At 44.6% G+C, this 23031-nt stretch carries 21 protein-coding genes; 14 read left to right on the top strand and 7 right to left on the bottom strand.

From position 1 onward, the window contains the following. Positions 1 to 526: 526 nt before the first annotated feature. The 5 genes from Q1Q15_RS13720 to Q1Q15_RS13700 all read left to right on the top strand — a co-directional run bounded on the left by Q1Q15_RS13720 (position 527) and on the right by Q1Q15_RS13700 (position 4758). The gene (locus tag Q1Q15_RS13720; protein ID WP_300460893.1) at positions 527 to 1513 is read left to right on the top strand and encodes a thiamine pyrophosphate-dependent dehydrogenase E1 component subunit alpha; all 987 of its coding nucleotides are present in this window, start codon (positions 527 to 529) and stop codon (positions 1511 to 1513) included. Between the two features lie 13 nt (positions 1514 to 1526). Next, positions 1527 to 2510, top strand: a complete 984-nt coding sequence (locus tag Q1Q15_RS13715) for an alpha-ketoacid dehydrogenase subunit beta (protein ID WP_300460891.1) — start codon at positions 1527 to 1529, stop codon at positions 2508 to 2510. A gap of 53 nt (positions 2511 to 2563) precedes the next feature. Then, a complete protein-coding gene (locus tag Q1Q15_RS13710; RefSeq protein ID WP_300460889.1) occupies positions 2564 to 2812 on the top strand; it encodes a metalloregulator ArsR/SmtB family transcription factor in 249 nt (82 codons plus the stop codon). A gap of 155 nt (positions 2813 to 2967) precedes the next feature. Further along, positions 2968 to 4050: a DUF4405 domain-containing protein gene (locus tag Q1Q15_RS13705; protein ID WP_300460886.1), complete on the top strand. Its 1083-nt coding sequence runs from the start codon at positions 2968 to 2970 to the stop codon at positions 4048 to 4050. Between the two features lie 303 nt (positions 4051 to 4353). Next, complete coding sequence (locus tag Q1Q15_RS13700; protein WP_300460884.1) at positions 4354 to 4758, top strand: hypothetical protein; 405 nt, start codon at positions 4354 to 4356, stop codon at positions 4756 to 4758. Positions 4759 to 4830: 72 nt separating this feature from the next. On the opposite strand, the gene Q1Q15_RS13695 is transcribed toward Q1Q15_RS13700, so the two are convergent. Continuing rightward, a complete protein-coding gene (locus tag Q1Q15_RS13695) occupies positions 4831 to 5016 on the bottom strand; it encodes a DUF2892 domain-containing protein (protein WP_300460882.1) in 186 nt (61 codons plus the stop codon). A 193-nt stretch (positions 5017 to 5209) separates the two neighbouring features. Between Q1Q15_RS13695 and Q1Q15_RS13690 the strand changes: the two genes are divergently transcribed. The 8 genes from Q1Q15_RS13690 to dnaE all read left to right on the top strand — a co-directional run bounded on the left by Q1Q15_RS13690 (position 5210) and on the right by dnaE (position 17369). Continuing rightward, positions 5210 to 6073, top strand: coding sequence for an aldo/keto reductase (locus Q1Q15_RS13690; RefSeq protein WP_300460879.1), 864 nt, complete (start codon positions 5210 to 5212; stop codon positions 6071 to 6073). Between the two features lie 408 nt (positions 6074 to 6481). After that, a complete protein-coding gene (locus tag Q1Q15_RS13685) occupies positions 6482 to 6874 on the top strand; it encodes a universal stress protein (RefSeq protein ID WP_300460878.1) in 393 nt (130 codons plus the stop codon). Positions 6875 to 6962: 88 nt separating this feature from the next. Then, positions 6963 to 7892, top strand: a complete 930-nt coding sequence (locus Q1Q15_RS13680) for a metalloregulator ArsR/SmtB family transcription factor (RefSeq protein ID WP_300460876.1) — start codon at positions 6963 to 6965, stop codon at positions 7890 to 7892. Continuing rightward, positions 7892 to 9316 (top strand): mannose-1-phosphate guanylyltransferase/mannose-6-phosphate isomerase, encoded by a 1425-nt coding sequence (locus Q1Q15_RS13675; RefSeq protein WP_300460874.1) that lies wholly within the window; start codon positions 7892 to 7894, stop codon positions 9314 to 9316. Before Q1Q15_RS13680 ends, Q1Q15_RS13675 begins: the two co-directional genes overlap by 1 nt. Before the next feature lie 98 nt (positions 9317 to 9414). Next, positions 9415 to 9942: a YqgE/AlgH family protein gene (locus Q1Q15_RS13670; protein WP_300460871.1), complete on the top strand. Its 528-nt coding sequence runs from the start codon at positions 9415 to 9417 to the stop codon at positions 9940 to 9942. Positions 9943 to 10002: 60 nt separating this feature from the next. After that, entirely contained in the window at positions 10003 to 12225 is a 2223-nt protein-coding gene (locus Q1Q15_RS13665; protein ID WP_300460870.1) for a dynamin family protein, read from the top strand. 153 nt (positions 12226 to 12378) lie between these two features. Further along, entirely contained in the window at positions 12379 to 13848 is a 1470-nt protein-coding gene (gene guaB, locus Q1Q15_RS13660) for an IMP dehydrogenase (protein ID WP_300460867.1), read from the top strand. 5 nt (positions 13849 to 13853) lie between these two features. Continuing rightward, a complete protein-coding gene (gene dnaE / locus Q1Q15_RS13655; RefSeq protein ID WP_300460864.1) occupies positions 13854 to 17369 on the top strand; it encodes a DNA polymerase III subunit alpha in 3516 nt (1171 codons plus the stop codon). 3 nt (positions 17370 to 17372) lie between these two features. On the opposite strand, the gene Q1Q15_RS13650 is transcribed toward dnaE, so the two are convergent. Together Q1Q15_RS13650 and Q1Q15_RS13645 are read right to left on the bottom strand one after the other, a co-directional pair. Further along, entirely contained in the window at positions 17373 to 17951 is a 579-nt protein-coding gene (locus Q1Q15_RS13650) for a BON domain-containing protein (RefSeq protein WP_300460861.1), read from the bottom strand. Positions 17952 to 17964: 13 nt separating this feature from the next. After that, positions 17965 to 18222 carry a hypothetical protein gene (locus tag Q1Q15_RS13645; protein WP_300460858.1) on the bottom strand — a complete coding sequence of 86 codons (258 nt, stop codon included), beginning with the start codon at positions 18220 to 18222 and terminating at the stop codon, positions 17965 to 17967. Between the two features lie 108 nt (positions 18223 to 18330). On the opposite strand from Q1Q15_RS13645, the gene Q1Q15_RS13640 reads away from it, so the two are divergent. Beyond that, positions 18331 to 19095 (top strand): TerB family tellurite resistance protein, encoded by a 765-nt coding sequence (locus Q1Q15_RS13640; RefSeq protein ID WP_300460856.1) that lies wholly within the window; start codon positions 18331 to 18333, stop codon positions 19093 to 19095. A 13-nt stretch (positions 19096 to 19108) separates the two neighbouring features. On the opposite strand, the gene Q1Q15_RS13635 is transcribed toward Q1Q15_RS13640, so the two are convergent. Genes Q1Q15_RS13635 through Q1Q15_RS13620 form a run of 4 tightly spaced genes read right to left on the bottom strand, consistent with a single transcriptional unit; the run spans position 19109 to position 22992 of the window. After that, a complete protein-coding gene (locus Q1Q15_RS13635) occupies positions 19109 to 20173 on the bottom strand; it encodes a 4Fe-4S binding protein (RefSeq protein WP_300460853.1) in 1065 nt (354 codons plus the stop codon). Positions 20174 to 20192: 19 nt separating this feature from the next. After that, positions 20193 to 21521 carry a tRNA (N(6)-L-threonylcarbamoyladenosine(37)-C(2))-methylthiotransferase MtaB gene (gene mtaB / locus Q1Q15_RS13630; RefSeq protein WP_300460850.1) on the bottom strand — a complete coding sequence of 443 codons (1329 nt, stop codon included), beginning with the start codon at positions 21519 to 21521 and terminating at the stop codon, positions 20193 to 20195. Beyond that, positions 21518 to 22561: a tRNA 2-thiouridine(34) synthase MnmA gene (mnmA, locus tag Q1Q15_RS13625; RefSeq protein WP_300460848.1), complete on the bottom strand. Its 1044-nt coding sequence runs from the start codon at positions 22559 to 22561 to the stop codon at positions 21518 to 21520. The genes mtaB and mnmA overlap by 4 nt, the downstream gene beginning before the upstream one ends. Continuing rightward, the gene (locus tag Q1Q15_RS13620; protein ID WP_300460845.1) at positions 22558 to 22992 is read right to left on the bottom strand and encodes a 4Fe-4S binding protein; all 435 of its coding nucleotides are present in this window, start codon (positions 22990 to 22992) and stop codon (positions 22558 to 22560) included. The genes mnmA and Q1Q15_RS13620 overlap by 4 nt, the downstream gene beginning before the upstream one ends. Positions 22993 to 23031 lie beyond the last annotated feature (39 nt).

Below are 23031 nucleotides of genomic sequence, written 5' to 3'. Positions count from 1 at the left end.
AACTGACTCTATCTGCACGAACGAGGATACAACAGATTGTTGTGGAAGACAAATGATATCACAGAAGTGAAATTACGTTATATGGGAAAGATCAAAATCAAATTTCCAAATCTTCCATTACGTTTTATTGGAGTAACCGGATTTTGGCCCAGGCCCCAGAAAAAACTTTTCAAGAATCTGCCAAAATGTGATGTATATATCGTTGAATATCGAAGATCAATTTCAGTATGTGTTCCTGGCACATATGATTGAATTTTTTCTCAATGCTAAAAAAAATCCATATACCATACATGGGGTTGCGCAAAACTTGTAAGGACTGAGCCTTATTTGCACAAGTTGTGCCCGGCCACATTTTGATTACAGGCACTATTGCCATAAGAAATCAACACCTTTGGGTACCCAGGGACAAGACAGCGGAACAGACCCCAAAATTATAATGACTTTTTTGTATTTTATGGTAAAAAGGTCTTAGTGATTTAATGTTTCTATCAATTCAGTTCTCTTTGCGATAAAAGGGAGGCCCCCGATGAAAGAAAACCAAATTGTTCCAGATCTTCAGATACGTCTCTATACAAGTATGATCCTGACACGCAAGTTCGAGGAAAAGATCGTGGCCCTCAGTCAGGAGCCCTATCGAATGCCGGGTATGCAGATTCTGGCCAATGGCCAAGAGGCAGTTGCCACGGGCATAGTTTCGGCGCTTGAACTTGAGGACGTCATCATTAGTAACCACCGCAGCCACGGTCATCTGCTGGCCAGAGGCGCGGACTTAAATTCTCTGATGGCAGAGATCATGGTCAAAGACAAAGGTGTTAACGGTGGCAAGGCTGGAACCTTGCATCTATCCGTACCAGATCTCAACGTACTGATGACATCCACAGTAGTAGGTGCAGGACCACCTCTGGCCATGGGTGCAGCTTTTGCCCAACAGTACAAGCGTGCCAAAGGAATAACCGTGGTTTTTTTCGGCGATGGTGCAGCGGCCGAGGGGAGCGTGCACGAAGCCATGAATCTGGCAGGCGTATGGAAGCTGCCTCTTTTATTCGTCTGTGAAAACAATTGCTGGGCTGGAGCGCAGCGGTCTGAAGAGCATTGTGCTGCCCAGCACATTTTTCAGCGGGCCAAAGGATACGATATGCCCGGCCAGAGCGTGGATGGCAATGATGTGGAGGCGGTTTACAATCTCGCCCTCGAGCTGGTTGAGTATTGCCGTTCGGGCAAGGGACCTGCGTTGATGGAAGCTTTGACCTATCGTATGCGCGGCCATGGTGAACAGGACCAGCAGCATTATGTGGACCCCGGGGAGCTTGCGATTTGGGAGGCCAAGTGTCCCATCCGTCTCTACCGCCAAAAGCTCCTTAATGATGGCGTGCTCAACCAAGCTCAGATCCAGACCATTGACCAAGATGCCGAGACGCGTGTGTCCGCTGCTGTGGCTTTTGGTGATGATAGTTCGTATCCAGGACCCGAGACCGCCCTGACCGATGTATTTGTCCAACCACCCAGTGCCTGAAAGGAGTTGTACCATGAGTCAAAAAACATTCGGACAAGCCTTAAATGATGCCCTTACGATTGCCATGGAAATCGATGAGAATGTATTTATCGCTGGTGAAGGCGTGGGGGTTTCCATCCACCAGGACCCCAACATGGCCACCCATGGTCTTTTGAAAAAATTTGGCCGAAAGCGGGTGAAGGATACGCCGGTCAGCGAAGCGGCCATTGCCGGGCTTGCCGTAGGTGCCTCCTGCATGGGTCTGCGGCCTGTAGTGGAAATCATGTTTTTTCCATTCATTACCCTGGCAAGCGACATGTTGGTCAACCATGCTGGAAAGCTAGGCTATATGAGTGGTGGTAAATCCAGCTTCCCCCTGACAGTAAGGGTCAAGGCCGGAGTCGGTTTCGGTGCTGGCAGTCAGCACTCCCACAACCTTGAATCATGGATAGCACACAGCCCGGGTCTGAAAATTGTCTGGCCAGCCACACCGGAAGATGCCAAGGGCTTACTGCTCACTGCCATTTTTGACCCGGACCCAGTCATCGTGGTTGAGGACATGATGCTCTATCGGATGTCCGGTGAAGTACCGGCAGGCGACATTCGTACGCCACTTGGTAAAGCCCGCATGGTTACATCGGGGACCGACTGCACAATAGTGGCCTATGGCGTAGCTCTATACACGGTAATGAAGGCGTTTAAACCCTTGAGTGAACAGGGAATCTCCTGCGAGGTAATTGATCTGCGATCCCTGGTACCCCTGGACAAGGCCTGCATCCTCGACTCGGTTCGCAAGACCGGTCGACTGGTAGTTGTGCACGAAGCCAATCGCTTCTGTGGATTCGGTGCGGAATTGGCCGCTATGGTTGCCGAAGAGGCATTTGAAGCTCTAAAGGGTCCGGTTAAGCGAGTTGGTGCGCCTCAAATCCCGGTACCCACGGCACCCACCCATGAAAAAATTTTCAAGCCGGGTCCCGAAGACGTGGTTTTGGCGGTTCGGGAGACCATGAAAAAGTAAATGGCTCAATGATACGCAGCATTTAGTTATGAGTCGAATATTCTTTCTTTCTGATGAAGGACGAATGCCCGGTCAGTGAGCTCAATCAAGCTGTTCCGTTAAGTCAATCGGCACTGTCTCAGCATCTGGCAAATCTACGCCAGGCAGATCTTTTGGACACCCGGCGAGAAAGTCAGGTGATCTACTATCGTTTAAAGAGTCAGGCTGTGCTGGAAATATTAGCGGTTTTATACAAAATCTATTGCAACACAAATGATAAGGAGAATGTAACCAGAGAGCAAATTCGGTTACAGCAGCTCTAATGCATATCTGAACAAGGGGGGCGGGAAATATGCAAAAAATATCGCCAATCCAATTAACTACAGCTTTATTTTTGTTTTGGCCATGGTAGCAGGGGCATTTTTATCCTCCCGTCTGGGTGGACCGCAAGCCACGGCGCTGGATCGAAGCGCCCCTTATGAAAATGAAACTTAGAAAAATAACATCTTTGACAGCAGGACTCACTTTTTTGGTAACGGTGTTAACCAGCGTTATTTTCTACATTGTTCCCCAGGGAAGGATTGCCTACTGGTCAGACTGGCACCTTTGGGGGCTTAGCAAAGAACAGTGGGGGAATATCCATATCAACACGGGCATATTATTCGTTCTGGCCCTGATCCTGCATATATATTACAATTGGAACCTTATTTTTAAGTACCTTAAAGACAGAACCAAAAAAGTGAAGGTATTCACCGGGGATTTCAATGTCGCATTGGTACTGACGGTGGTCTGCATACTGGGAACAAATTTTATGATTCCTCCATTTTCTTTAATTCTGAATATCAGTCAGAACATCAAAGATGCTGCTGCCATAAAATATGGAGAGCCCCCTTTTGGTCATGCAGAGGAAGCGCCATTTGATTCCCTGGTTAAAAAAACAGGTTTGGATTTCAAGCAGAGTGTGGCAAAGCTTAAAGAAAAAAGAATAGAACTGGATGCACCCAACCAGATATTTTTAGACATTGCCCAAAAATATAACATGACACCGCAGCAGGTGTATAACATCATCAAGATAAAACCATCGCCTGGGGATACCAGCGAACTGCCTGAGGTGCCACCCCCAGGCACCGGGACTCGGTCATTATCCCAATTGTGCCAGGGATTTACACTGGATTGCGATACTATAACCAAAGGACTTGTTCAAAAAGGCATGAAAGTGGATTCTGAAATCAGCCTGAAGGCGCTTGCCAATGGAAACGAACTCACCAGCATCGAGCTGTATGATTTTATTAAAGAGATTGTCAAAACAACCGGGCCTTCTCTAACACAAAGAGCATCTGCAAATGTTCCTTTGCCTGATTTTCCTGAACCGGGCACTGGCAGCGTAAGCATTGAACAATTGTGTGAAAAATACGGATTGAATACCGAAAAAATAATGAATCAATTAGAAAGTAGCGGCCTGAAAGTTACAGCAAATAAAAGTATTAAGTCGATTGCTGAACAAAATGGTCAGACCCCCTTACAGATTTATGAGGCCATAAAAAAAGTCGCCTCAAATTAAGCTGTCACAAGAGAAGGCATCCCTGTCCGATGCTGGGTCTTACTCGGGAACCAGAACGATGCCAAGTGCGTTGACCAGGTCCAAAAGGATTTGAACGACCGGAAGCTGGGTACCGTTATCTGGGCCATGGACCGTGGCATGACAAGTGGAGAGAACCGGCGTAACCTGCAAAGAGCTGGAAGTCAAAAGATAAAATACAATTTAATGAAATTTTTTTCGTAACCTTTTTGTTCGACAAACGTTATGAAAATAACATAGGACGCAGTACGATTAAAAATAATATTCATTCAAATGGAGGAAATTATGAAAAAACTAAGACTGACGTTATTCACCCTTGCTGTGTTTTCACTTATCTGCACGCTTTTCATTACACATAGTCATGCCTTTGATATCGAGATTGATGTTTCACCGAATGTCCTCAATATTCAGAGTCAAAGCACCATCGTCACCGTTCATACCGACATTGCCTATAGCTTGGTGGTTGGGGCGAGTGTGTTTCTCAACGGTGTTGCCATCGATTGGTGGAAATCTGATGATCGGGGTAACTTTGTTGCCAAGTTCGTGTCAGATGAAATAAAAACATTGGACGGGCTGATCATCGGTGACTATAATACACTGACATTAACTGGATACGATACAGATGGAGATGCATTTATAGGAACCCAAGATGTCATGGTGAGAGACAACATTCCTGAAGGAAAGGAATAAGGCGAACGAACAAATTGTAATTTTATTTAAAGCGGTGTCAAAATGGCGCCGCTTTTTTGTTTGTGTGTTTATTTATTTCTTGCATGTGGAGATCCCCAATACCTGGTAAGGCGGGCACCACCCGCTCAGTCCCGTCAGAATTGGCAAAATGCCTATCAGACCCCATAAGGATTTGGGCCCCACAAAAACGAGGGAAAAAATAATAAGTCCGAGGACAACACGGATAACCCTTTCAATATGATGTATGTTTTGCTTCATGAAAGCTTCTCCTATCTTAGGGATTCGTCCTATTAAACCTGTTCAAACCTATTCAAACATAAGCATTATTTTGGTCTTGAGAAGATGACGGTTCCCCAAAAAAAATGATTATTTCCGGGTGAATTTCAACAAAACAGGGTATAATTGTGGTTCAGGTGTTTTAAGAAAAATAATTCCATTCAGGAGGAATCTTATGGCGAATGAAATCGTATTCCCAAACGCCACCAAACCACTTACGCGGGTGGGTCTGGGCGGAGAAGGGGTACTTCGGACAACCGGGAAGGCACAAGCGGCCCAGCAAGTGATTAAAACGGCTATAAACCAGGGGATCACCTATTTTGATTCAGCCAGAGTCTACATGGACAGTGAGGTCTATTATGGTGCATACTGGAAAAATCACCCGGAGAAAAGAGAGGCCATTTTTCATACCAGTAAGTCTGCAGACAGGACAAGGGCTGGTGCACTGGCCGATTTGACTCAGACCCTGGAACGATTGAACACGCCATATCTTGATCTGTGGCAGATCCACGATGTGAGGACTGAAAAAGATCTGGCGCTTATTTCACAAAAAGGCGGGGCCCTGGAAGCATTTCTGGAAGCCAGAGACATGGGCCTGGTAAAACACATCGGTGTGACCGGACACCATGATCCTGAGATCTTGGCCAAAGCGATTGAGCAATGGCCAGTGGATGCGGTACTCATGCCGGTTAATCCAGTGGAAGAGATCATCGGAGGCTTTTTGACGCGTACGCTTTCAGCTGCCCATAAAAAAGGGATTGCCGTGATCGGCATGAAGGTGCTGGGTGCCAAACACTATATTGCAAAAGATTTGGGAATCACGGCCGGTCTATTAATCAGATTTGCCCTGTCTTATGATATAACCCTTGCCATTGTCGGCTGCAGCACGCCGGATGAAGTCATCGAGCTGGCCGTTGCCGGAAGGAATGATCACCGCCTGACCGATGTCGAGCGAAAAAAGATCCTGGAACCATTTCTGCCCATGGCCCAGAAATTGGCTTTTTACCGGGGCAGTGTCTTTAATCCGCCTGGATCATGACATATCTTTTGCCCATGTTCAGGTTTTAAAGTGCGCCGGTAAGACCACTGTTTTCAGTACCAATGAAACATTACGTTAAACATCCAAAGCTTTCCTCTGCTGATGGATAATTGTCTTTAATTGCTGTGGGAATGCGATACTTTTTTATGGTTTTTTTTCGATTTTTCATAAATGTATTGAAAAAAAGGGCAAACTCATCATATTATCAATTCAACTTTCGGTCTTCCGGCTTCATGGACGGGGTCAGGCTTGTTTTGTTGTGCTTTTTATCACTGTTTCATGACCCGAAGGTAAAAAGTGCCATAAAGAAAGTCTGACCCCAAGCACAAATGGTCAACCCCGAAAGTTGAGTTATCAACCAATGGCTGAGGGGTGGTGTTACAAATTACGAAAAAAGAGGTGTTAACTATGAGAATTCTTGTGGGATATAAGGGAACCAATGTGGGTAGGGATTTGATGGATATCGCAGTAAAACATGCCAAAGCCTTTGATGGTGAAATTCTGATAGTAACGTCTATGGTCGGTGGCGATAAAACCGAAAAGCTCAAAATTATTGAGGTTGAAGAAAATCTTGAACAGGCCAAAACCTATTTTGACGATCTCGGTGTTAAGAGTGAGACACACCTGCTGATCCGGGGGCTTGAGGCGGGTGAGGATATCGTTAAGTTTGCCGAAGAAAAGCGGGTTGATGAAATTATTATTGGTGTTCGCAGTCGGTCAAAGGTTGGAAAGTTGATTTTTGGATCTACCGCCCAGATGGTTATCCTTGAAGCTCACTGTCCCGTCTTGACCGTAAAATAATCGGTTGAAAAAAAGGCCCAAAGCGATGGGATCGCATACCCTCAAGCAGGCAATAACACTATTATGAACAATGAAAAGCCGTTGTTAAATGGAATTGATTAAATGTTTTAAGGCGCTGTCCGATAGAACCCGTCTTCGGTTGTTATATGTATTGCACCAGTATGAACTCAATGTGAATGAAATTGTTCTGGTTGTGGATATGATACAGTCGGGTGTTTCAAGACATTTGAAAATTCTTATGGAATCAGGACTTTTGACCTCACGGAAAGACGGTAGTTTTATCTACTATTCTGCTGCAAAAAATGATGTGGTAAGAACGTTTATTTCTTTGGTGGATCAGGGTATTGAACGAAAAGAACTTGCTGGGCAGGATTTGAAAAAAGCCCGGGAAATGATCAAGATTCGTCAAAACAGAACAAAACGGTTCTTTAGAGCGGTTGCACCCCAGTGGGACCGGTTGAAAAAAGAGGTGCTGGGCAATTTTGACCTGAATGTCATGATGCTGGAAAAAGTATCTGCTCATGGAAATATTTCAGATCTGGGTTGTGGAACCGGCGAACTCATGGAAAGACTATCCAAAAACGCATCCCATGCCCTTATTGGCATCGACAGTTCGCCTGAAATGCTGGAGCAGGCACGGTTAAGGCTTTCGGGGAAAGACAATGCAGAGTTAAGGCTGGGCGAACTTGAACATCTTCCCATGAAAAATAAAGAAATTGACACCGCCATAATGAATATGGTGTTACACCATATCTCCCAGCCAGAATTACCCATTGCCGAGGTCTACAGGGTTCTCAAACCGGGAGGCATTTTTATTCTGTCTGATTTTGAAAAACATGACCAGGAAAAAATAAAAAAAATCATGGGCGGGTCATGGCTGGGATTTGAAAAAGAGAAAATAAAAACCTGGTTGATTGATACAGGGTTTCATCTTAAGGAAATTGAATCTTATCCTGTAAATTATGGATTGACCATTAATGTGTTTACCGCAAAAAAACAACCATTCAAGGAGAAGTGATGATTATTCCGGTAATTCTTGCAGGCGGATCAGGAACCAGACTTTGGCCGTTATCCAGAGAGCTTTATCCCAAACAGCTGATTGACCTGTATAATGACAAGACCATGTTGCAAAATACGGTATTAAGACTCAACGGAATTAAAGCGTTGGGGTCTCCCATTGTTGTCTGCAATGAAGAACATCGGTTTATGACGGCGGAACAATTAAGGCAAATAGACATTGATCCCCATGCCATTATCCTGGAACCTGTGGGCAGAAACACGGCCCCTGCCATCGCGGTTGCCGCATTAAAGGCAATGGAAAACAAAACAGATCCCCTGCTGCTGGTATTACCGGCAGATCATGTCATTGAACGGGTGACGGATTTTCACATCGCCATACAGACGGGACAGGAATATGCGGAAAAAGGCAATTTGATCACCTTTGGCATTATCCCGGAGTCTCCTGAAACCGGATATGGGTATATAAAAAAGGGAGACGTGCTCAAGAAGGATACCGGCGCCTGTAGAATAGCGACATTTGTTGAAAAACCGGATCTTCTTACTGCCCGGAAATATGTGGAATCCGGTTCGTATTGCTGGAACTCAGGAATGTTTATGTTCAGGGCATCTGCGATTATCAAGGAGCTTGAGACCCATGCACCGGAGATGATGATGATGTGCAAAGAAGTGATCGCCGAAGGTGTTCAGGATCTGGATTTTTTCCGGTTGGGCCTTGAAGGGTTTAAGCGCATTCCTTCTGACTCCATTGATTATGCTGTCATGGAAAAAACCGCAAACGGCATCGTGATTCCCTTTGCGGCAGGATGGAATGACCTGGGCTCATTTGATGCCCTGTGGCAGACGGGTAAAAAGGATGAAAACCAAAATGTTATAAAAGGGGATGTGTTGTTCCATGATGTCAAAGACTCTTATATTAATTCTGAAAGCAGCTTGATTGCGGCTGTTGGAATTGAAAAATTTGTTATCGTGGAAACAAAGGATGCTATTTTGGTTTCCCCAAGAGACCGGGTCCAGGATGTTAAAAAAATTGTCAAGCAGTTAAAGGATCTGAAACGGGAGGAATCGGTTACTCACCGGAAAGTTTACAGACCCTGGGGCAGTTATGAAACCGTTGATATTGAACCCAGATTCCAGGTAAAACGCATTACGGTTAAACCCGGGGCAAAACTGTCGCTGCAAAAGCATTATCATCGCGCAGAGCACTGGACCGTGGTATCGGGTGCGGCAATGGTCACCAAAGGAGAAGAATCCCTGCTGCTGAAAGAAGATGAATCAACCTATATCCCCCTGGGAACACTGCACAGGTTAGAGAATCCGGGTAAAATTCCTCTGGAGCTCATTGAGGTTCAATCCGGTTCATACCTGGGGGAGGATGACATTGTCCGGTTTGATGATGTGTATGGAAGAAAAGAGACGGAATAAAAACTATTGCAAATCAAACAAAAATATTTCAAACTACTCATTTAATAAAATGATCTAAACTATAATTGTAATACCAATATAAATGACGGAGCTGGTTCATGACGGATGACATCTCGCAAAGTATGAAAGGACATTTTTTACTGGCCATACCCGGGCTTCCCGATCCCAATTTTTCCCAGACAGTGACTTGCATGTGTGAGCATAATGAATCCGGCGCCCTGGGATTCATTGTGAATAAAGTGCATCCACTTCTCACCGGAAGAGAATTGTTTGAAGATTTGAATATTAAATGTGACAAGAGTGTTGATACATTAGAAATCTATTTGGGCGGGCCGGTCCAGCCCAGTGGGGTATTTGTCCTTCATGGATCTCCCTTTAACTGGAATGAAAGTTTGAAGATTTCAGACTGGCTGGCCTTGAGCAATTCAAGGGATATCCTTGAGGCTATCGCCCTTCAAAAAGGGCCCGAATCTTTTATGATTATACTGGGATGCGCAGGATGGGGCCCCATGCAACTGGATAATGAATTGAATGATTCAGCCTGGCTGACCTGTCCCATCTCAGAAGACATCCTTTTTTCCACCAGTACTGAATTAAAATATGATAAAGCAATGATGATGATATAATGATGATGATATAATGATGATGATATAATGATGATGATATAATGATGCTTTCCCTCCCAGATGATGACAAATAAGACGCTCCCATTAGATTCCCTTGAAAAGATAGTCGATGATACGCTAACCCTTCTTCAACGGGTTGAAGAAGTGCCGCAAATGAGTGATCCCTCATTTGGAGCGTATAAAACCATCTGCCGGAGAATACCGGGGCAGATTCGGACGGGACGATTGAATATAGCCGTTGTCGGTGTCATTAAATCCGGGAAGAGTACGTTTGTCAACGCATTGATTGGAAAGGAACTGGTGAAGAGAGGTGCCGGTGTTATCACCTCCATTACCACTCGAATTCGAAAAGGAAAAAAAAACCAGGCCCATCTTTATTTTAAATCATGGGATACCATTAATTCACAAATCCAAAAAGCCCTGCTGTCATTTCCCGAAGACGGATCAGGGACCGGCATCATTGATACCTTCGACATCAGACGAAAAAAGGATCGGGAATATCTGAATAAAGTATATCAAACCCTGATTACTGATTTTCCCGTCACAAATGATAAAATAAGGCCGGAAACCCTTTTGATGCGATATGCGCTTCAAGGATTTGACGTCTGTAAGCACCTGGTCCAGGCAGATGAAACCACCCTGTGCTTCGAATCAAAAGAATTTGACAAGCACAAGACCTATACGTCTGATCCGAATAATGCCTTTTACATCAAGGATGTCTGTCTTGATGTATTCGGCAAAGCAATGGATCCCAACATTGAAATTGCCGACTGCCAGGGAGCGGATTCAACAGATCCTGACCAGTTGGCGAAGATTTTAACCTACTTGGAATCCGCCAATTTGATTGTCTATTGTATCAGTTCTAGAACCGGTTTAAGGCAGTCGGATATAACGTTTTTAAACCGGATTAAAAATTTAGGGCTTCTGGAGAATATCCTTTTTATCAATAATTGTGATTTAACTGAACATGAAGACCTGGATGATCTGCTTAAAATTGAAACCAGTATTTATGATCACCTTGGGTTTTTAAACATACACCCCAGGGTTTTCTCCTTTTCTTCGCTGTACAACCTGTTCCTAAAGCGTGAATCAAAATTATCCCAAAAGGAAACAGGTCAGTTAAGACTCTGGCAGAAAGAAACGGAAATAGTCGCATACTGCGATGCGAAAACAATGGAATTCAACGCTTTCTTCAAACAGGGGATGGATAAGTATCGATATGATTTGTTGATTTCAAATCACTTGAAACGCCTGGGCATTATCATTGCCCGGGTGGATCGGCAAGCCAATATTTTTCTTGATTTGTTGTCCTCGGATACATTAAAGGAAAAAAAGGCCCTGGAGACGCTGGAGAATCTGCATCAAACTGCCGCCCGCCTGGAATCCATTGTGGCAAATTCCACCGATGGTGCTGTCAGGGGTCTGAAAGATGAGATAACGGCAAATATTAAAAAAGCGTTTGTCCAGGATCAGGCAAGTATTTTAAAAGATGTCCGGAACTATATCCAGACGGTTTCCATTGATATTGAAGCCTACAGAAAGGATACAAAAGAGTCAGGATTTAACCAGATTTTATACTTGATGTTTCAGGAGTTTAAACGCAAGTTAGACGTCTATGTGATTGAAGCGGTTACCCCGAAATTAAAAAAAATTGTTTTGGAGCAGGAAGAAAGAATCAGCGCGTATTTTCAGTCTTTGTTTGATTCCTACCAGATTGATTTATTAAAAGCGGATCATTATTCCGAATTTGAATCCGTGTCAAAATTGACATTGAAAAACATTCCGCTTGTTGACGCTGTTGATATTGACACGATAAAAAAAATACTGGGTCTTCAATTGCCCACAGCCATTTTTGAGGCAAAATACACCCCCAGAATCAGGGCAAATGTGTTTACCGATTTCGGGCTGCACACCGTGTCACAGATCGTGTCTTCTTTTGTTCATAAAAAGAGTGGGTTTTCATTTTCTCCAGGATTGAAAAGGGCTGCTGTAAAAATAAAAAAAGAAAACCAGAAATTGCTTAAAAATCAATTTGAACACTACCACACAAGCTTGCGGTCAACCTATTTTTTGCCGTTGATTGAGGCTGCCACAAGGGATTTTAAAGAAAAAATAAATGAGCGGTTCAGCCGGTATCATTCTTTCAAGCAAGAGATTGAGCACCTTTTTTCTTTAACCCACGCTGAAAAAAAAGATCAAAAAGAGCGAGTATTATTCCTGAAACAGCTGATTCAAAGCATAGCCCGTGACATTGCCGCCCATGCGGAAATATCATGGGAGTAAGATCTGAATTTGACCTTGCCAAAAAATCTGATTTTTGGTAAGAGTACGTGTTTATATACTCATTTGCTTTCAAATAGGGCTGGCGGTTTAATACCCCATTCAATTGTCAGTCTGATAGTATCAATAAACATTTCCCTTTCTGGAGGTTAACTTATGTCTAAAATATTATCCGATGAAGGATTGTCATTTGATGATGTCCTTCTATTACCCGATTATTCAGCCATCCTGCCGGATGCAGTCCAGACCCGCACGCGTTTGACCAAAGGACTTGAATTAAATATCCCCATTGTCAGTGCTGCCATGGATACAGTTACCGAAGCCTTGACCGCCATCAGTATGGCCAGGGCAGGGGGGTTGGGGTTTATCCACCGAAATCTGAGTATTGAAGAGCAGGCCATTGAAGTTGATCGGGTTAAAAAATCAGAAAGCGGAATGATTGTTGATCCTATTACGATCCATCCGGATGTGTCTATTTCAGAAGTATTAAATATTATGGCCAAATACAGGATTTCAGGTATTCCCGTGACCGAGGGGGATAAACTTGTCGGCATTGTGACCAATAGGGATCTACGGTTTGAGACTCAGTTGGAAAAACCTGCCAGAGCAGTGATGACCACTGAAAATCTTGTGACGGTTCCGGAAAAATGTACCCTTGAAGAATCCAAGATCATGTTGCACCGGCATAGAATTGAGAAGCTCCTTGTCGTGGATAAAGAAGGCAAGCTCAAAGGGTTGATCACCATCAAAGATATTGAAAAAATTAAAAAATATCCCAATGCCTGCAAAGATTCTCTGGGCCGGTTAAGGGCTGGTGCCGCTATTGGTGTGGGGTCTGATATGATGCAACGGGTAGAGGCATTGTTGCGGGCAGGAGCAGATGCGCTGGTCATTGATACGTCCCATGGCCATTCACAAAATGTCATTGACGCCATCCAGAAAATTAAACAGGCCTTTCCGGATTGCCAGCTTGTTGCGGGAAATGTGGCCATGGAGGCTGGGGCAAAAGCCTTAATAGATGCGGGCGTGGATGCTGTTAAAATCGGTATCGGGCCGGGATCCATTTGCACCACCCGGATTGTTGCCGGGGTCGGTGTGCCTCAGTTGACAGCCATACGGAATTGTAACGAAATTGCAAAGGCCACCGGTGTTCCGATTATTGCTGACGGGGGAATCAAATTTTCCGGTGATATTGCAAAAGCCCTGGGTGCAGGGGCGGATTCTGTCATGCTGGGAACACTTCTGGCCGGTACCCAGGAAAGCCCGGGTGAAATTGTTCTCTACCAGGGGCGGTCCTACAAGGCATACAGGGGAATGGGGTCTGTTGAGGCCATGAAAAAAGGCAGTTCAGACCGCTATTATCAGAAAGATACCGGCGAAGATGACGAATTGGTTCCCGAAGGGATTGTTGGCAGAATCCCCTACAGAGGAACCATTAAAGAGAACATTACCCAGATGATCGGCGGTCTTAAAGCCGGTATGGGATACCTGGGAGCCGCGACCATTGATGAACTGCAGAAAAAGGCAAAATTTATTCGAATCAGTTCGGCAGGGCTGAAGGAAAGCCATGTGCATGATGTGATTATTACCAAAGAAGCACCAAACTACAGGGTTGAGAGTCGCTAACAGGAATGACCAACATCACGTCACCATTTTATCATCTTCATCTTCATACCGAGTATTCGCTTCTTGATGGTGCCATAAGGCTGGACTCCCTGTTCAAGAAATGCCATGAATATGGTATGGATGCCGTATCCATGACCGATCACGGTACCATGTTCGGTGTGGCTGAGTTTTATGAAAAAGCCCGGAAAGAATCCATCAAACCCGTCATTGGATGCGAGGTCTATGTTGCACCACGGACATTGAATGACCGCACCCAGATGGATGCCAAGGGATTGAGCCATTTGGTTCTTCTGGCCAGGGATCGTGAAGGATATGCCAACCTTTGCAAACTGGTTTCCATTGCGCAACTCAAGGGCTTTTACTATAAACCCAGGATTGATAAAGACCTTCTGGTCAACCATTCAAAAGGGTTGATCGGGCTTTCTGCCTGCCTTAAAGGGGATATCCCCAAGAATATTCTCCAGAACAAAATGGATGCAGCAGAGGATGCTGTCAGGTTTTACCAGAACACCTTTGGTGAAGATAATTTCTTTCTGGAAGTCCAGGAAAATGGAATGGATATTCAGCACAAGGTGAACGCCGGTATCCTTGACATCAGTCAGCGACTGTCCATTCCCATTGTGGCCACCAATGACTGTCACTATCTTTCCAAGGGCGATGACAAGGCCCATGAGATACTGCTGTGCATCCAGACAGGGGATACGGTTAACAATCAGAATCGGTTTAAATTTGACTCTGACCAGCTCTATTTTAAGTCTCCCCAGGAGATGATCCACTCGTTTGGCGAGTATCCCGGTGCCATTGAGAATACAAGAAAAGTGGTCGATAGATGCAATGTTGAATTTGATGACAAAACCTATCATTTCCCGCGATACGCTCAGTCTGAAGACGTGTCTGAGGATGATCTTTTTCAGCAGAAGGCCATGGAAGGGTTTGAAGAACGGCTGAAAGTCATCAAGGCATCAAACCCGGACATTGACGAACAGGCTTACAGGGATCGAATTGCCTATGAAATCGGTGTCATTCTTGACATGGGATTTCCCGGATATTTTTTGATTGTTGCTGATTTTATCGAATACTCAAAAAAAATAAATGTACCGGTGGGTCCTGGAAGGGGCTCTGCTGCCGGATCCATGGTGGCCTATGCCATGGGAATTACAGCACTGGACCCCATTGAACATGGATTGATATTTGAACGATTCTTGAATCCATCCCGTATCAGCATGCCGGATATTGATGTGGATTTTTGCATCGAGGGCCGGGATCAGGTGTACAAATATACCATAGACCGGTATGGCGGTCCTGAGTATGTCTGCCAGATTATTACCTTTGGGCGGCTGAAGGCCAAGGCGGTCATCAGGGATGTGGGAAGGGCCATTGGCGTTCTTTTATCCGAGGTGGATGAAATTGCAAAAATGATCCCGGATAATGCCAAAAACCTCACCCATGCCATTGAAGACGTCCCGAAGATCCGGGAAAAATGTGCTGAATCCGAAGAAAAGACCCAGATGCTTGAAGTTGCCCTTCTGTTAGAAGGACTGCCAAGGCATGCATCCACCCATGCAGCCGGTGTGGTGGTCTCAGATAAACCCTTGAATGAATATCTCCCCTTGTATAAAGGTAAAGAGGGGGAGACCGTGACCCAGTTCGATATGAATTATGTTGAAAAACTGGGGCTGGTCAAGTTTGATTTCCTGGGGTTGAGGAACCTTACGGTTATCAAAAATTGTATCGAGTTGATCGAAAAGCAGGGGAAAACACCCCCAGACCTTTTAAACCTTGATTACACAGATGCCAAAACCTTTGAGCTGTTGCAGAACGCAGACACTACCGGCGTTTTTCAGCTTGAAAGTTCCGGCATGAAGGATTTGATTTTAAGACTTAAACCGGCAAGCTTTTCCGATATTGTTGCCCTGGTGGCCCTGTATCGGCCCGGGCCCCTTGACAGCGGCATGGCCGACACCTATGTGGAACGAAGACATGGGCGGGAAGAAGTGGTGTACCTGTTTGAGGAACTGGAACCGGTATTAAAAGAAACCTATGGGGTGATTCTGTACCAGGAACAGGTCATGAAAATTGCCAGCGTACTGGCCAATTATTCAATGGCAGATGCAGACGGGCTTCGAAAGGCCATGGGAAAAAAGATTGTGGCCATGATGGAAGCCCATCGTGAACTTTTCCTCAAAGGGGCCAAAGAGAACAATCATGATCTTAAAAAGGCAGCTGAACTATTCGATTTAATGGAAAAGTTTGGCGGGTACGGTTTTAATAAATCCCATAGTGCGGCATATGCCCTTATTGCCTATCAAACCGCTTATTTAAAAGCCAATTTTGCCCTTGAGTTTATTGCCGCCTTAATGACCAGTGAAAGAAATAATTCTGATGCAGTGATTAAGTATATGGATGAATGCCGGAGCCATGGCATAAAGGTGCTGCCGCCGGATGTGAACAAGAGTGATGCTCATTTTATCGTGTCTGACGGGTGTATCCGGTTCGGTCTGGCAGCCGTGAAGAATGTCGGTGAAGCCGCCATTGATTCCATTGTTGAATCCAGAACTGAAGCGCCTGAATACGAAAGTATGTATGATTTTTGTGAACGGGTGAATGTCAGCAAGGTAAATAAAAAAGTCCTTGAAGCCCTGATCAAGTGTGGTGCATTTGATTCAACCCATACCCGGCGCAGCCAGATGATGGCGGTTTTAGAAGATGCGCTGGAGCATGGATCACGAATGCAAAAGGAACGAGCAGATGCTCAGCTGGATTTGTTTGCAGATTCAAATATGGGAACGGCACTTCCCGTGAGCACGCCCAGGCTGCCGGATATTGAAGAATGGGATGACAACATGCTGTTGTCCCTGGAAAAAGAGTCCCTGGGATTTTATGTTACCGGGCATCCCCTTGATAAATACCAACAGACCCTTCAAACGTATACCACTGTGAATTCCATCACTATCCAGGATATAGCGGATGGTCGAATGATCCGCATGGGTGGATTTCTAAAAATCCTTAAGGTTCACAAAACCAAAAAAGGGGACATGATGGCATTCTCCGCCATTGAGGACCAGTCCGGCAGCATTGAAGTTGTGGTATTCCCAAATCTTTATGCAAAAACCCACATCCTGCTGGAAAATGAGGAGATTGTTATTCTTGAAGCAGAGGTTCAAAAGAAAGAAAACAGTGTAAAGCTTGTGGCCGAAAAAATTGTCCCCATTGAACGGGCCTCTGCCGAGTGGACCAATGGCGTATTGATCAAATTGCCCGCCCAGGATGCGCCGCCGGATATCCTGGAGAAACTCAAGTCCATTATTGAAGCATTCCCAGGGGAGTGTACTGCGTGTTTAAAAATTGAATTAGAGGATAAACCACCGGTACTGATCAAACTTTCGGATGACTATAATACCTCTTCTGATCCTTCCTTTTTTGCCCGGGTGGACGACCTGTTGGGCAAGGGTGCCAGTGAAACCCGATGCGCCCCGGTTAAAGAAAAACAAAAGAAAAAGAAACCCTGGCTGAAAAATTAAACTTTAGTTGCCCAGGGTCAAATTGTCAACAATCTTCCGGTCTCCAGACACGCGTCGCACAATATTCAGGATCTTGTCTTTTTCCATTTGAGATTTAACAATACCCGTCAATGTGACCACATTATTGTTGGTATCGACGTCAATATTGGTTGATCTGATATCCGGGGTTTTTAACAGTTCTGTTTTGATTTTACTGGTCAAAAACGTATCATCGAAAAGCTTTCCAGCACTGGTTTCACCGATAACGAGCTGGTTTTCAACGCGCCTTACCCCCTCAACTCCCCGGGCGATATCTGCTGCCATTCTTCGTTGAAATGAAGAGTCAACCACGCCGATCAGGTAGACCACACCATTCAGTACATCTACATCAATATGTCGGGCTTTGATAAATTCATCAGCGATCATTTTGGATTTAACGGTTGTGGAGATAACCGAATCATCCACCATGGTACCAATGGATCGTTTGTCTGTCGCTCCTTTATACCCCCCATAGGCCGCACCACCAACCACTGCAGCACCACATCCGGTAAGCATCAAAAGGGTTGCCACTGCAAAAGGGAAAAGCAAATATCGGGTATTCATTTTTTATCTTCCTTTATTCAAAGTCATCAAATTTTATATTGTCCAGATCTGATAAATCCATATCCTTTAACAAATCATCTTCGTCCGGTATTATATCATCATTTACAATTTTAGGTTCTTTTTTTTTGCCAGGGGGTTGTCGACTTTTGATGATGTGTTTTTTGGATAGATATTTATCCTTTAGTATCCTGCCTGCGCTATAGAGTAAAAATCCAAAACCTGCTATATTAAGAAGAATGATAGTCAGTCCAATAATTTTTTTAAGCAGCATAACACTCAATTTTGTTGGGTTAATCGTTTGACGCACAACGCATTCGTGTATATATATAATCTTTGAAAATGAAACAAGGAATTTGATTTTTTTTTGAAAGGAAACTAAATGAGCTGGCTGGGCAAAATGATCGGGGGAACCATCGGTTTCGCCTTGGGTGGTCCTTTGGGTGCTGTTGCAGGTGCGGCATTCGGCCATGCATTTGTGGATAAACAAGAGCAGGTCTATCTTTCTTCAAGACCTGGAGCACAGGTGTCACTCTCTTCAAATGAGGAGGCCCAGCTTGTTTTTTTCACGGCCGCGTTTTCCATGCTGGCCAAAATTTCCAAGGCAGACGGTACCATATCTGAAGATGAAATTTCTGCCATTGATACGTTTATGAAACGGGATCTTCAACTGGATGTCAACAGTCAACAGATGGCAATTAATATTTTCAGACAGGCAATCAATTCTACGGAAAGTTTTGATGCATTCGCCATCCAGTTTTATTCGGTATTTAAGACCCAACCCCAGATCATTGAGCTGATGATGGATATCCTTTTAAGGGTGTCTGCTGCAGACGGCGGTATTTCAAGTAAAGAAGAATTCATGCTCTTATCCGCCACACGGATTTTTAATTATTCCCCGTCAAGCTTTGCACGGCTTAAATCAAAGTATGTTAGAGAGACCAATAAATATTATAGTGTGTTGAAATGTGATGAGACCTCATCCAACGAAGAGATAAAAAAACAGTATCGAAAGCTTGTTACCGAATACCATCCGGACAAAATTGAAGCCAAAGGGCTTCCTGAAGAGTTTATCAAATTTGCCAATGATAAATTTAAAGAAATCCAGGAAGCCTATGACAGTATAAAAAAAGAACGGGGAATCTAAGGGACCCGGGCGGTTAAAAAAGGCCTTTTTCCATGGCAATGTTCATGTAGGTTTCTACCAGGTTTGCCGGGGGTTCTATCCGTTCCGTTTCCGACTTGTCTTTGAGAGACACTGCATCAAACTCACAGGCAGTGACACACAGCCCGCATCCAATACACCGGTTTAAGTCGACCCTGGCAACTATTTTCTTTTCATCCATTTCTATGGCATCCATGGGACAGATCTCTTCACAGGCCTGGCATCCTGTACATTCCTCTTCATCGACCCTGGCCTGGAAATTGGAACTGACGATTTTGGCCGGTGCCTCAAATTCTTTTATGTTTTTCAGGATCTGGCAGCAGCAACTGCAGCAAAGACAGATATTTAACGGTTTTTTTGCATTGGATGGCTGGGGAACAAGGCCTTGTTTAACCCCTTCTTTGACAATATTCAATGCCTCTTCCTGGGAAATGGTTCGGCCAATCCCCCGGCTTTCATAAATATAGGCCCCCCCACCAAAAATCAAACAGGATTCACTGAGTTTCCCGCAGCCCTTGCCTACCATGGCGTGTTCTCGCCTGCAGATGCAGGGAGCCACAAGAATTTTGGATTGAGATTTGATAATGTTTTCAACTTGTTCATAATCCATGATATTCAGCTCTGTGTTGACGGCCTTGGCAACCGGTACGACCCGCAACTGCTGGGTTTTGTTTTGATACTGGCTTTTGATCAGGTGGGGAACATATTCATTAAAATCCTTGATCAGTTCCCGGGTAAGTCGGTTGACCTGGTATTCCCATATCCCGACGACAAAATGGAGAAGCATGAAGGTGTTCACCCCATTTCTGTGCACATGGATAATCAATCCTTTTTTACCCATTTCAATGAGCAGGGGCTCAATCTCTTTGGGGTCTTTTTGGGCTCTTTGGCCGATGGCTTCAGCCGTTTCAAGCATCAAGACAAGGGACAGGGCAAGGGTTGCCTCTTCCTTTGTGAACAGCTGTTTTAAAATCCTCAGTTCAACCCCTGATTCAGTTGCCGGAAAACCACTGGGCGTGTTATCAAGGTGGATGGCCAGTTGTTTGTAAATATCTTCCATTGTGTACATCTCCACTATTTTATGATTCTGCTATGATTTTTCCCATAGGGTTCATCTGACTATCACACTGTTCAGGGATAAGATCAACAATTTTTCCTTTAAGGTCATGGCTATTGTTCAGGAAGACGGTTAAATAGTTGGATGTCACTGCCTTGAGCAGGCCGGTTTCCGGGTCAGCCGTATGCTGGACAAGGCCCTGGAGGGTCCGGTTCAGGTTGCTTTCAAGAAAGGCCTTTCGCTTGGTTTTGTCAAGCCGTCGCATTCTTGCACACCGGTCCTTGATGACCGTGGCATCCACCTTGTGATCAAAATGATAGGCAGCAGTTCCTTTCCTGGCAGAAAAGGGGAAAACATGAAGATAGGAGATGGGAAGGCTTTCAATGAGTTTATAGGTATTTTCAAACTGTTTGTCGGTTTCTGAAGGGAACCCGATTAATGTATCCACCCCAATGCCAACAGTGGGTATGGTGTCATAAAGTTTGTGAATCATGTCTTTAAAATACGCGACATCATAGGGCCGTTTCATTTTTTTTAAGATATCATCATCCCCGGATTGCAGGGGAATATGGAAATGATCACATAAAATATTTCCAGGTCTGGCAAGATTTATAATCCCCTCATTGATCTCACCGGGTTCAATGGAACTGAGTCTGATCCGGTGTACCGGTTTCTGGTCATTTATTTTTTCCAGCAATTGCAGCAGGGATGATTTTTTTTCAAGGTCAAGGCCATACATACCCGCATGGATTCCGGTAAGAATCACCTCTTTGAATCCGGCATCATTCAGCTCGTTTAAATGATGAAACACCTGTTTTTCCGGCATGCTCACTGAAGATCCCCTGGCATAGGGCACAATACAATAGGTGCAAAATGCATTACACCCATCCTGTATCTTAAGATATGCCCGTGTCATATCGCCTTTTACCGCCGTATCAAAGCTGTGAAAGGTATTTGTGTTGCTGTGATCGGTTTTTTGAAACCTCAGGGGGGATGTGTTTTCACAAAGAGCAGTAATATGGCTTGGAATTTGAGTTTTGTCTTTATGGCAGATGATCTGGCCCTGCTGGGCCATCTGGACAATTTTTCGTATTTGGTCAGGGTCGGTCTGGGCATGGCATCCCGTGGCAATAATGGTGGCATCTGGATTTTCCCTGATCGCTTTACGAATGGCCTGCCTTGACTGCATACCCGCCTTGGATGTGACCGCGCAGGTGTTGATAATGCAAACATCTGACAGTTCTTTTTTTTTGCCTTTTACCCAGCCCTGTCGTTCAAGGCTCAATGCAATGCCATCACTTTCATATTGATTGACTTTGCACCCTAAGGTTGTGATATAAAATGTTTTCATTGTATCATGCCCGCTCCCAACACCCGGGTATCTTTATAAAATACAGCCGTCTGACCGGGTGTAATGGCATTTTGAGGTTCATCAAATACCACTTTTCCTGAAGATCCGTTCAAATAAAGGGTGGATAAGGCACCCTTGTGACTGTATCTAATTTTCGTCATAATATCAGGGATGATTTTTTGATCTGAAAAATTCCAATTGATGTGACGGATGGTGAATGCTTTGCCGGACAGATCTCGTTTAAAGCAGACTTTCAACAGATTGTTTTTAACATCAATCTGTTGAACATAATAGGGTTCACTTGCAGGACAGTCGATGCCGCGTCTTTGTCCAATGGTAAATTTATGAAGCCCCTTGTGGCGACCCACTATTTTTCCATTCGGGTCGATAATATTACCGGGTATCGGAGAAAGGCGTTTTTTTTGAAGAATAAAACCCGGAAAATTGTTGTCATGTATAAAACAGATATCCTGGCTTTCACTGGGGTGACAGGGGGTAAGATGGTGTGCATCGGCAAATTGCCTTACCGCCTCTTTTGTCATGCCTGCCAGGGGCAAAATGATGTGTTTCAGTTGGTCAGAGGACAACAGGGAAAGAAAGTAGCTCTGGTCTTTTAACGGGTCCGTCCCTTTTTCAAGATAGCAATGGGATATTTTTTTGTCTGGACAAGAAATGGAGTTGATGACGGTGGCATAGTGCCCTGTGGCCAGAAAATCCGCCCCCATTTTCCGGGCCTGCCTGAGCAGTTCACCGAATTTTATTTCTTTGTTGCAGACAATACAGGGGTTTGGGGTTTTTCCTTCAAGATAGGTCTGGATAAAATACGCCACCACCTTTCGTTCAAACGCGTCGGAAAGATCAATACCGGTAACCGGAAACCCCAACTGTTTCTCGAGCAGGTCAAGATCTACCGGCTCTCGTTCATATCCGGTTGTGAAATGCAGGCCAAAAATATGACTATATTTCTGTTTCAGGCGAAAGCCCGAAACAAGGGAATCAACACCACCACTTAATGCAACCGCAATAACCGGGCATTTCATCCGACAACTTCTTGGGTGATGTCTGAGAACAATCCCATGGCCCTTGTGGGGCAGGTCACCACACACAACTCGCACACACTGCACTTGTCTTTATCAAAGATCACTTCCATTTCAGGTCGTTTGATATACAGCGCGTCCGTCGGACAAACCGCTGTGCAGGCACCACAATGGGTGCAGATTTCCTCATCTTTATAGATTTGATGTTCCGGACTGGAAACTGAAACACCCTGGTCTTTCAGGAAACCCACCCCTTTTTTGAATGCGGTTTTGGAATCTGATGAAATTTCCATAACCATATAGCCTTCTTTTTTATTGGATATTTTGGCACTCAGGATATTAAACAAAAGATCATATTTTTTTGTTAATTGACAGACCAGTGCTTTTTGGGCAACTTCTGCAGGGAAATTCAGTATAATTATTTTAGAATACAATTTAAGCCTCCGATTTTTAACTGATAGCCATAATTTTCT

It is taken from the genome of Desulfobacula sp., assembly GCF_030145145.1.
In the GTDB taxonomy this organism is placed as follows: Bacteria; Desulfobacterota; Desulfobacteria; order Desulfobacterales; family Desulfobacteraceae; genus Desulfobacula.
Note: the sequence above shows the minus strand (reverse complement) of the source record. Positions and strands in the feature narration are given on the sequence as shown.

What these genes read in the sequence shown, in the direction of transcription:
- Q1Q15_RS13720 (WP_300460893.1), top strand. Translation starts at nt 527, where the DNA reads ATGAAAGAAAACCAAATTGTTCCAGATCTTCAGATACGTCTCTATACA.
- Q1Q15_RS13715 (WP_300460891.1), top strand. Translation starts at nt 1,527, where the DNA reads ATGAGTCAAAAAACATTCGGACAAGCCTTAAATGATGCCCTTACGATT.
- Q1Q15_RS13710 (WP_300460889.1), top strand. Translation starts at nt 2,564, where the DNA reads ATGAAGGACGAATGCCCGGTCAGTGAGCTCAATCAAGCTGTTCCGTTA.
- Q1Q15_RS13705 (WP_300460886.1), top strand. Translation starts at nt 2,968, where the DNA reads ATGAAAATGAAACTTAGAAAAATAACATCTTTGACAGCAGGACTCACT.
- Q1Q15_RS13700 (WP_300460884.1), top strand. Translation starts at nt 4,354, where the DNA reads ATGAAAAAACTAAGACTGACGTTATTCACCCTTGCTGTGTTTTCACTT.
- Q1Q15_RS13695 (WP_300460882.1), bottom strand. Translation starts at nt 5,016, where the DNA reads ATGAAGCAAAACATACATCATATTGAAAGGGTTATCCGTGTTGTCCTC.
- Q1Q15_RS13690 (WP_300460879.1), top strand. Translation starts at nt 5,210, where the DNA reads ATGGCGAATGAAATCGTATTCCCAAACGCCACCAAACCACTTACGCGG.
- Q1Q15_RS13685 (WP_300460878.1), top strand. Translation starts at nt 6,482, where the DNA reads ATGAGAATTCTTGTGGGATATAAGGGAACCAATGTGGGTAGGGATTTG.
- Q1Q15_RS13680 (WP_300460876.1), top strand. Translation starts at nt 6,963, where the DNA reads ATGGAATTGATTAAATGTTTTAAGGCGCTGTCCGATAGAACCCGTCTT.
- Q1Q15_RS13675 (WP_300460874.1), top strand. Translation starts at nt 7,892, where the DNA reads ATGATTATTCCGGTAATTCTTGCAGGCGGATCAGGAACCAGACTTTGG.
- Q1Q15_RS13670 (WP_300460871.1), top strand. Translation starts at nt 9,415, where the DNA reads ATGACGGATGACATCTCGCAAAGTATGAAAGGACATTTTTTACTGGCC.
- Q1Q15_RS13665 (WP_300460870.1), top strand. Translation starts at nt 10,003, where the DNA reads ATGATGACAAATAAGACGCTCCCATTAGATTCCCTTGAAAAGATAGTC.
- guaB (WP_300460867.1), top strand. Translation starts at nt 12,379, where the DNA reads ATGTCTAAAATATTATCCGATGAAGGATTGTCATTTGATGATGTCCTT.
- dnaE (WP_300460864.1), top strand. Translation starts at nt 13,854, where the DNA reads ATGACCAACATCACGTCACCATTTTATCATCTTCATCTTCATACCGAG.
- Q1Q15_RS13650 (WP_300460861.1), bottom strand. Translation starts at nt 17,951, where the DNA reads ATGAATACCCGATATTTGCTTTTCCCTTTTGCAGTGGCAACCCTTTTG.
- Q1Q15_RS13645 (WP_300460858.1), bottom strand. Translation starts at nt 18,222, where the DNA reads ATGCTGCTTAAAAAAATTATTGGACTGACTATCATTCTTCTTAATATA.
- Q1Q15_RS13640 (WP_300460856.1), top strand. Translation starts at nt 18,331, where the DNA reads ATGAGCTGGCTGGGCAAAATGATCGGGGGAACCATCGGTTTCGCCTTG.
- Q1Q15_RS13635 (WP_300460853.1), bottom strand. Translation starts at nt 20,173, where the DNA reads ATGGAAGATATTTACAAACAACTGGCCATCCACCTTGATAACACGCCC.
- mtaB (WP_300460850.1), bottom strand. Translation starts at nt 21,521, where the DNA reads ATGAAAACATTTTATATCACAACCTTAGGGTGCAAAGTCAATCAATAT.
- mnmA (WP_300460848.1), bottom strand. Translation starts at nt 22,561, where the DNA reads ATGAAATGCCCGGTTATTGCGGTTGCATTAAGTGGTGGTGTTGATTCC.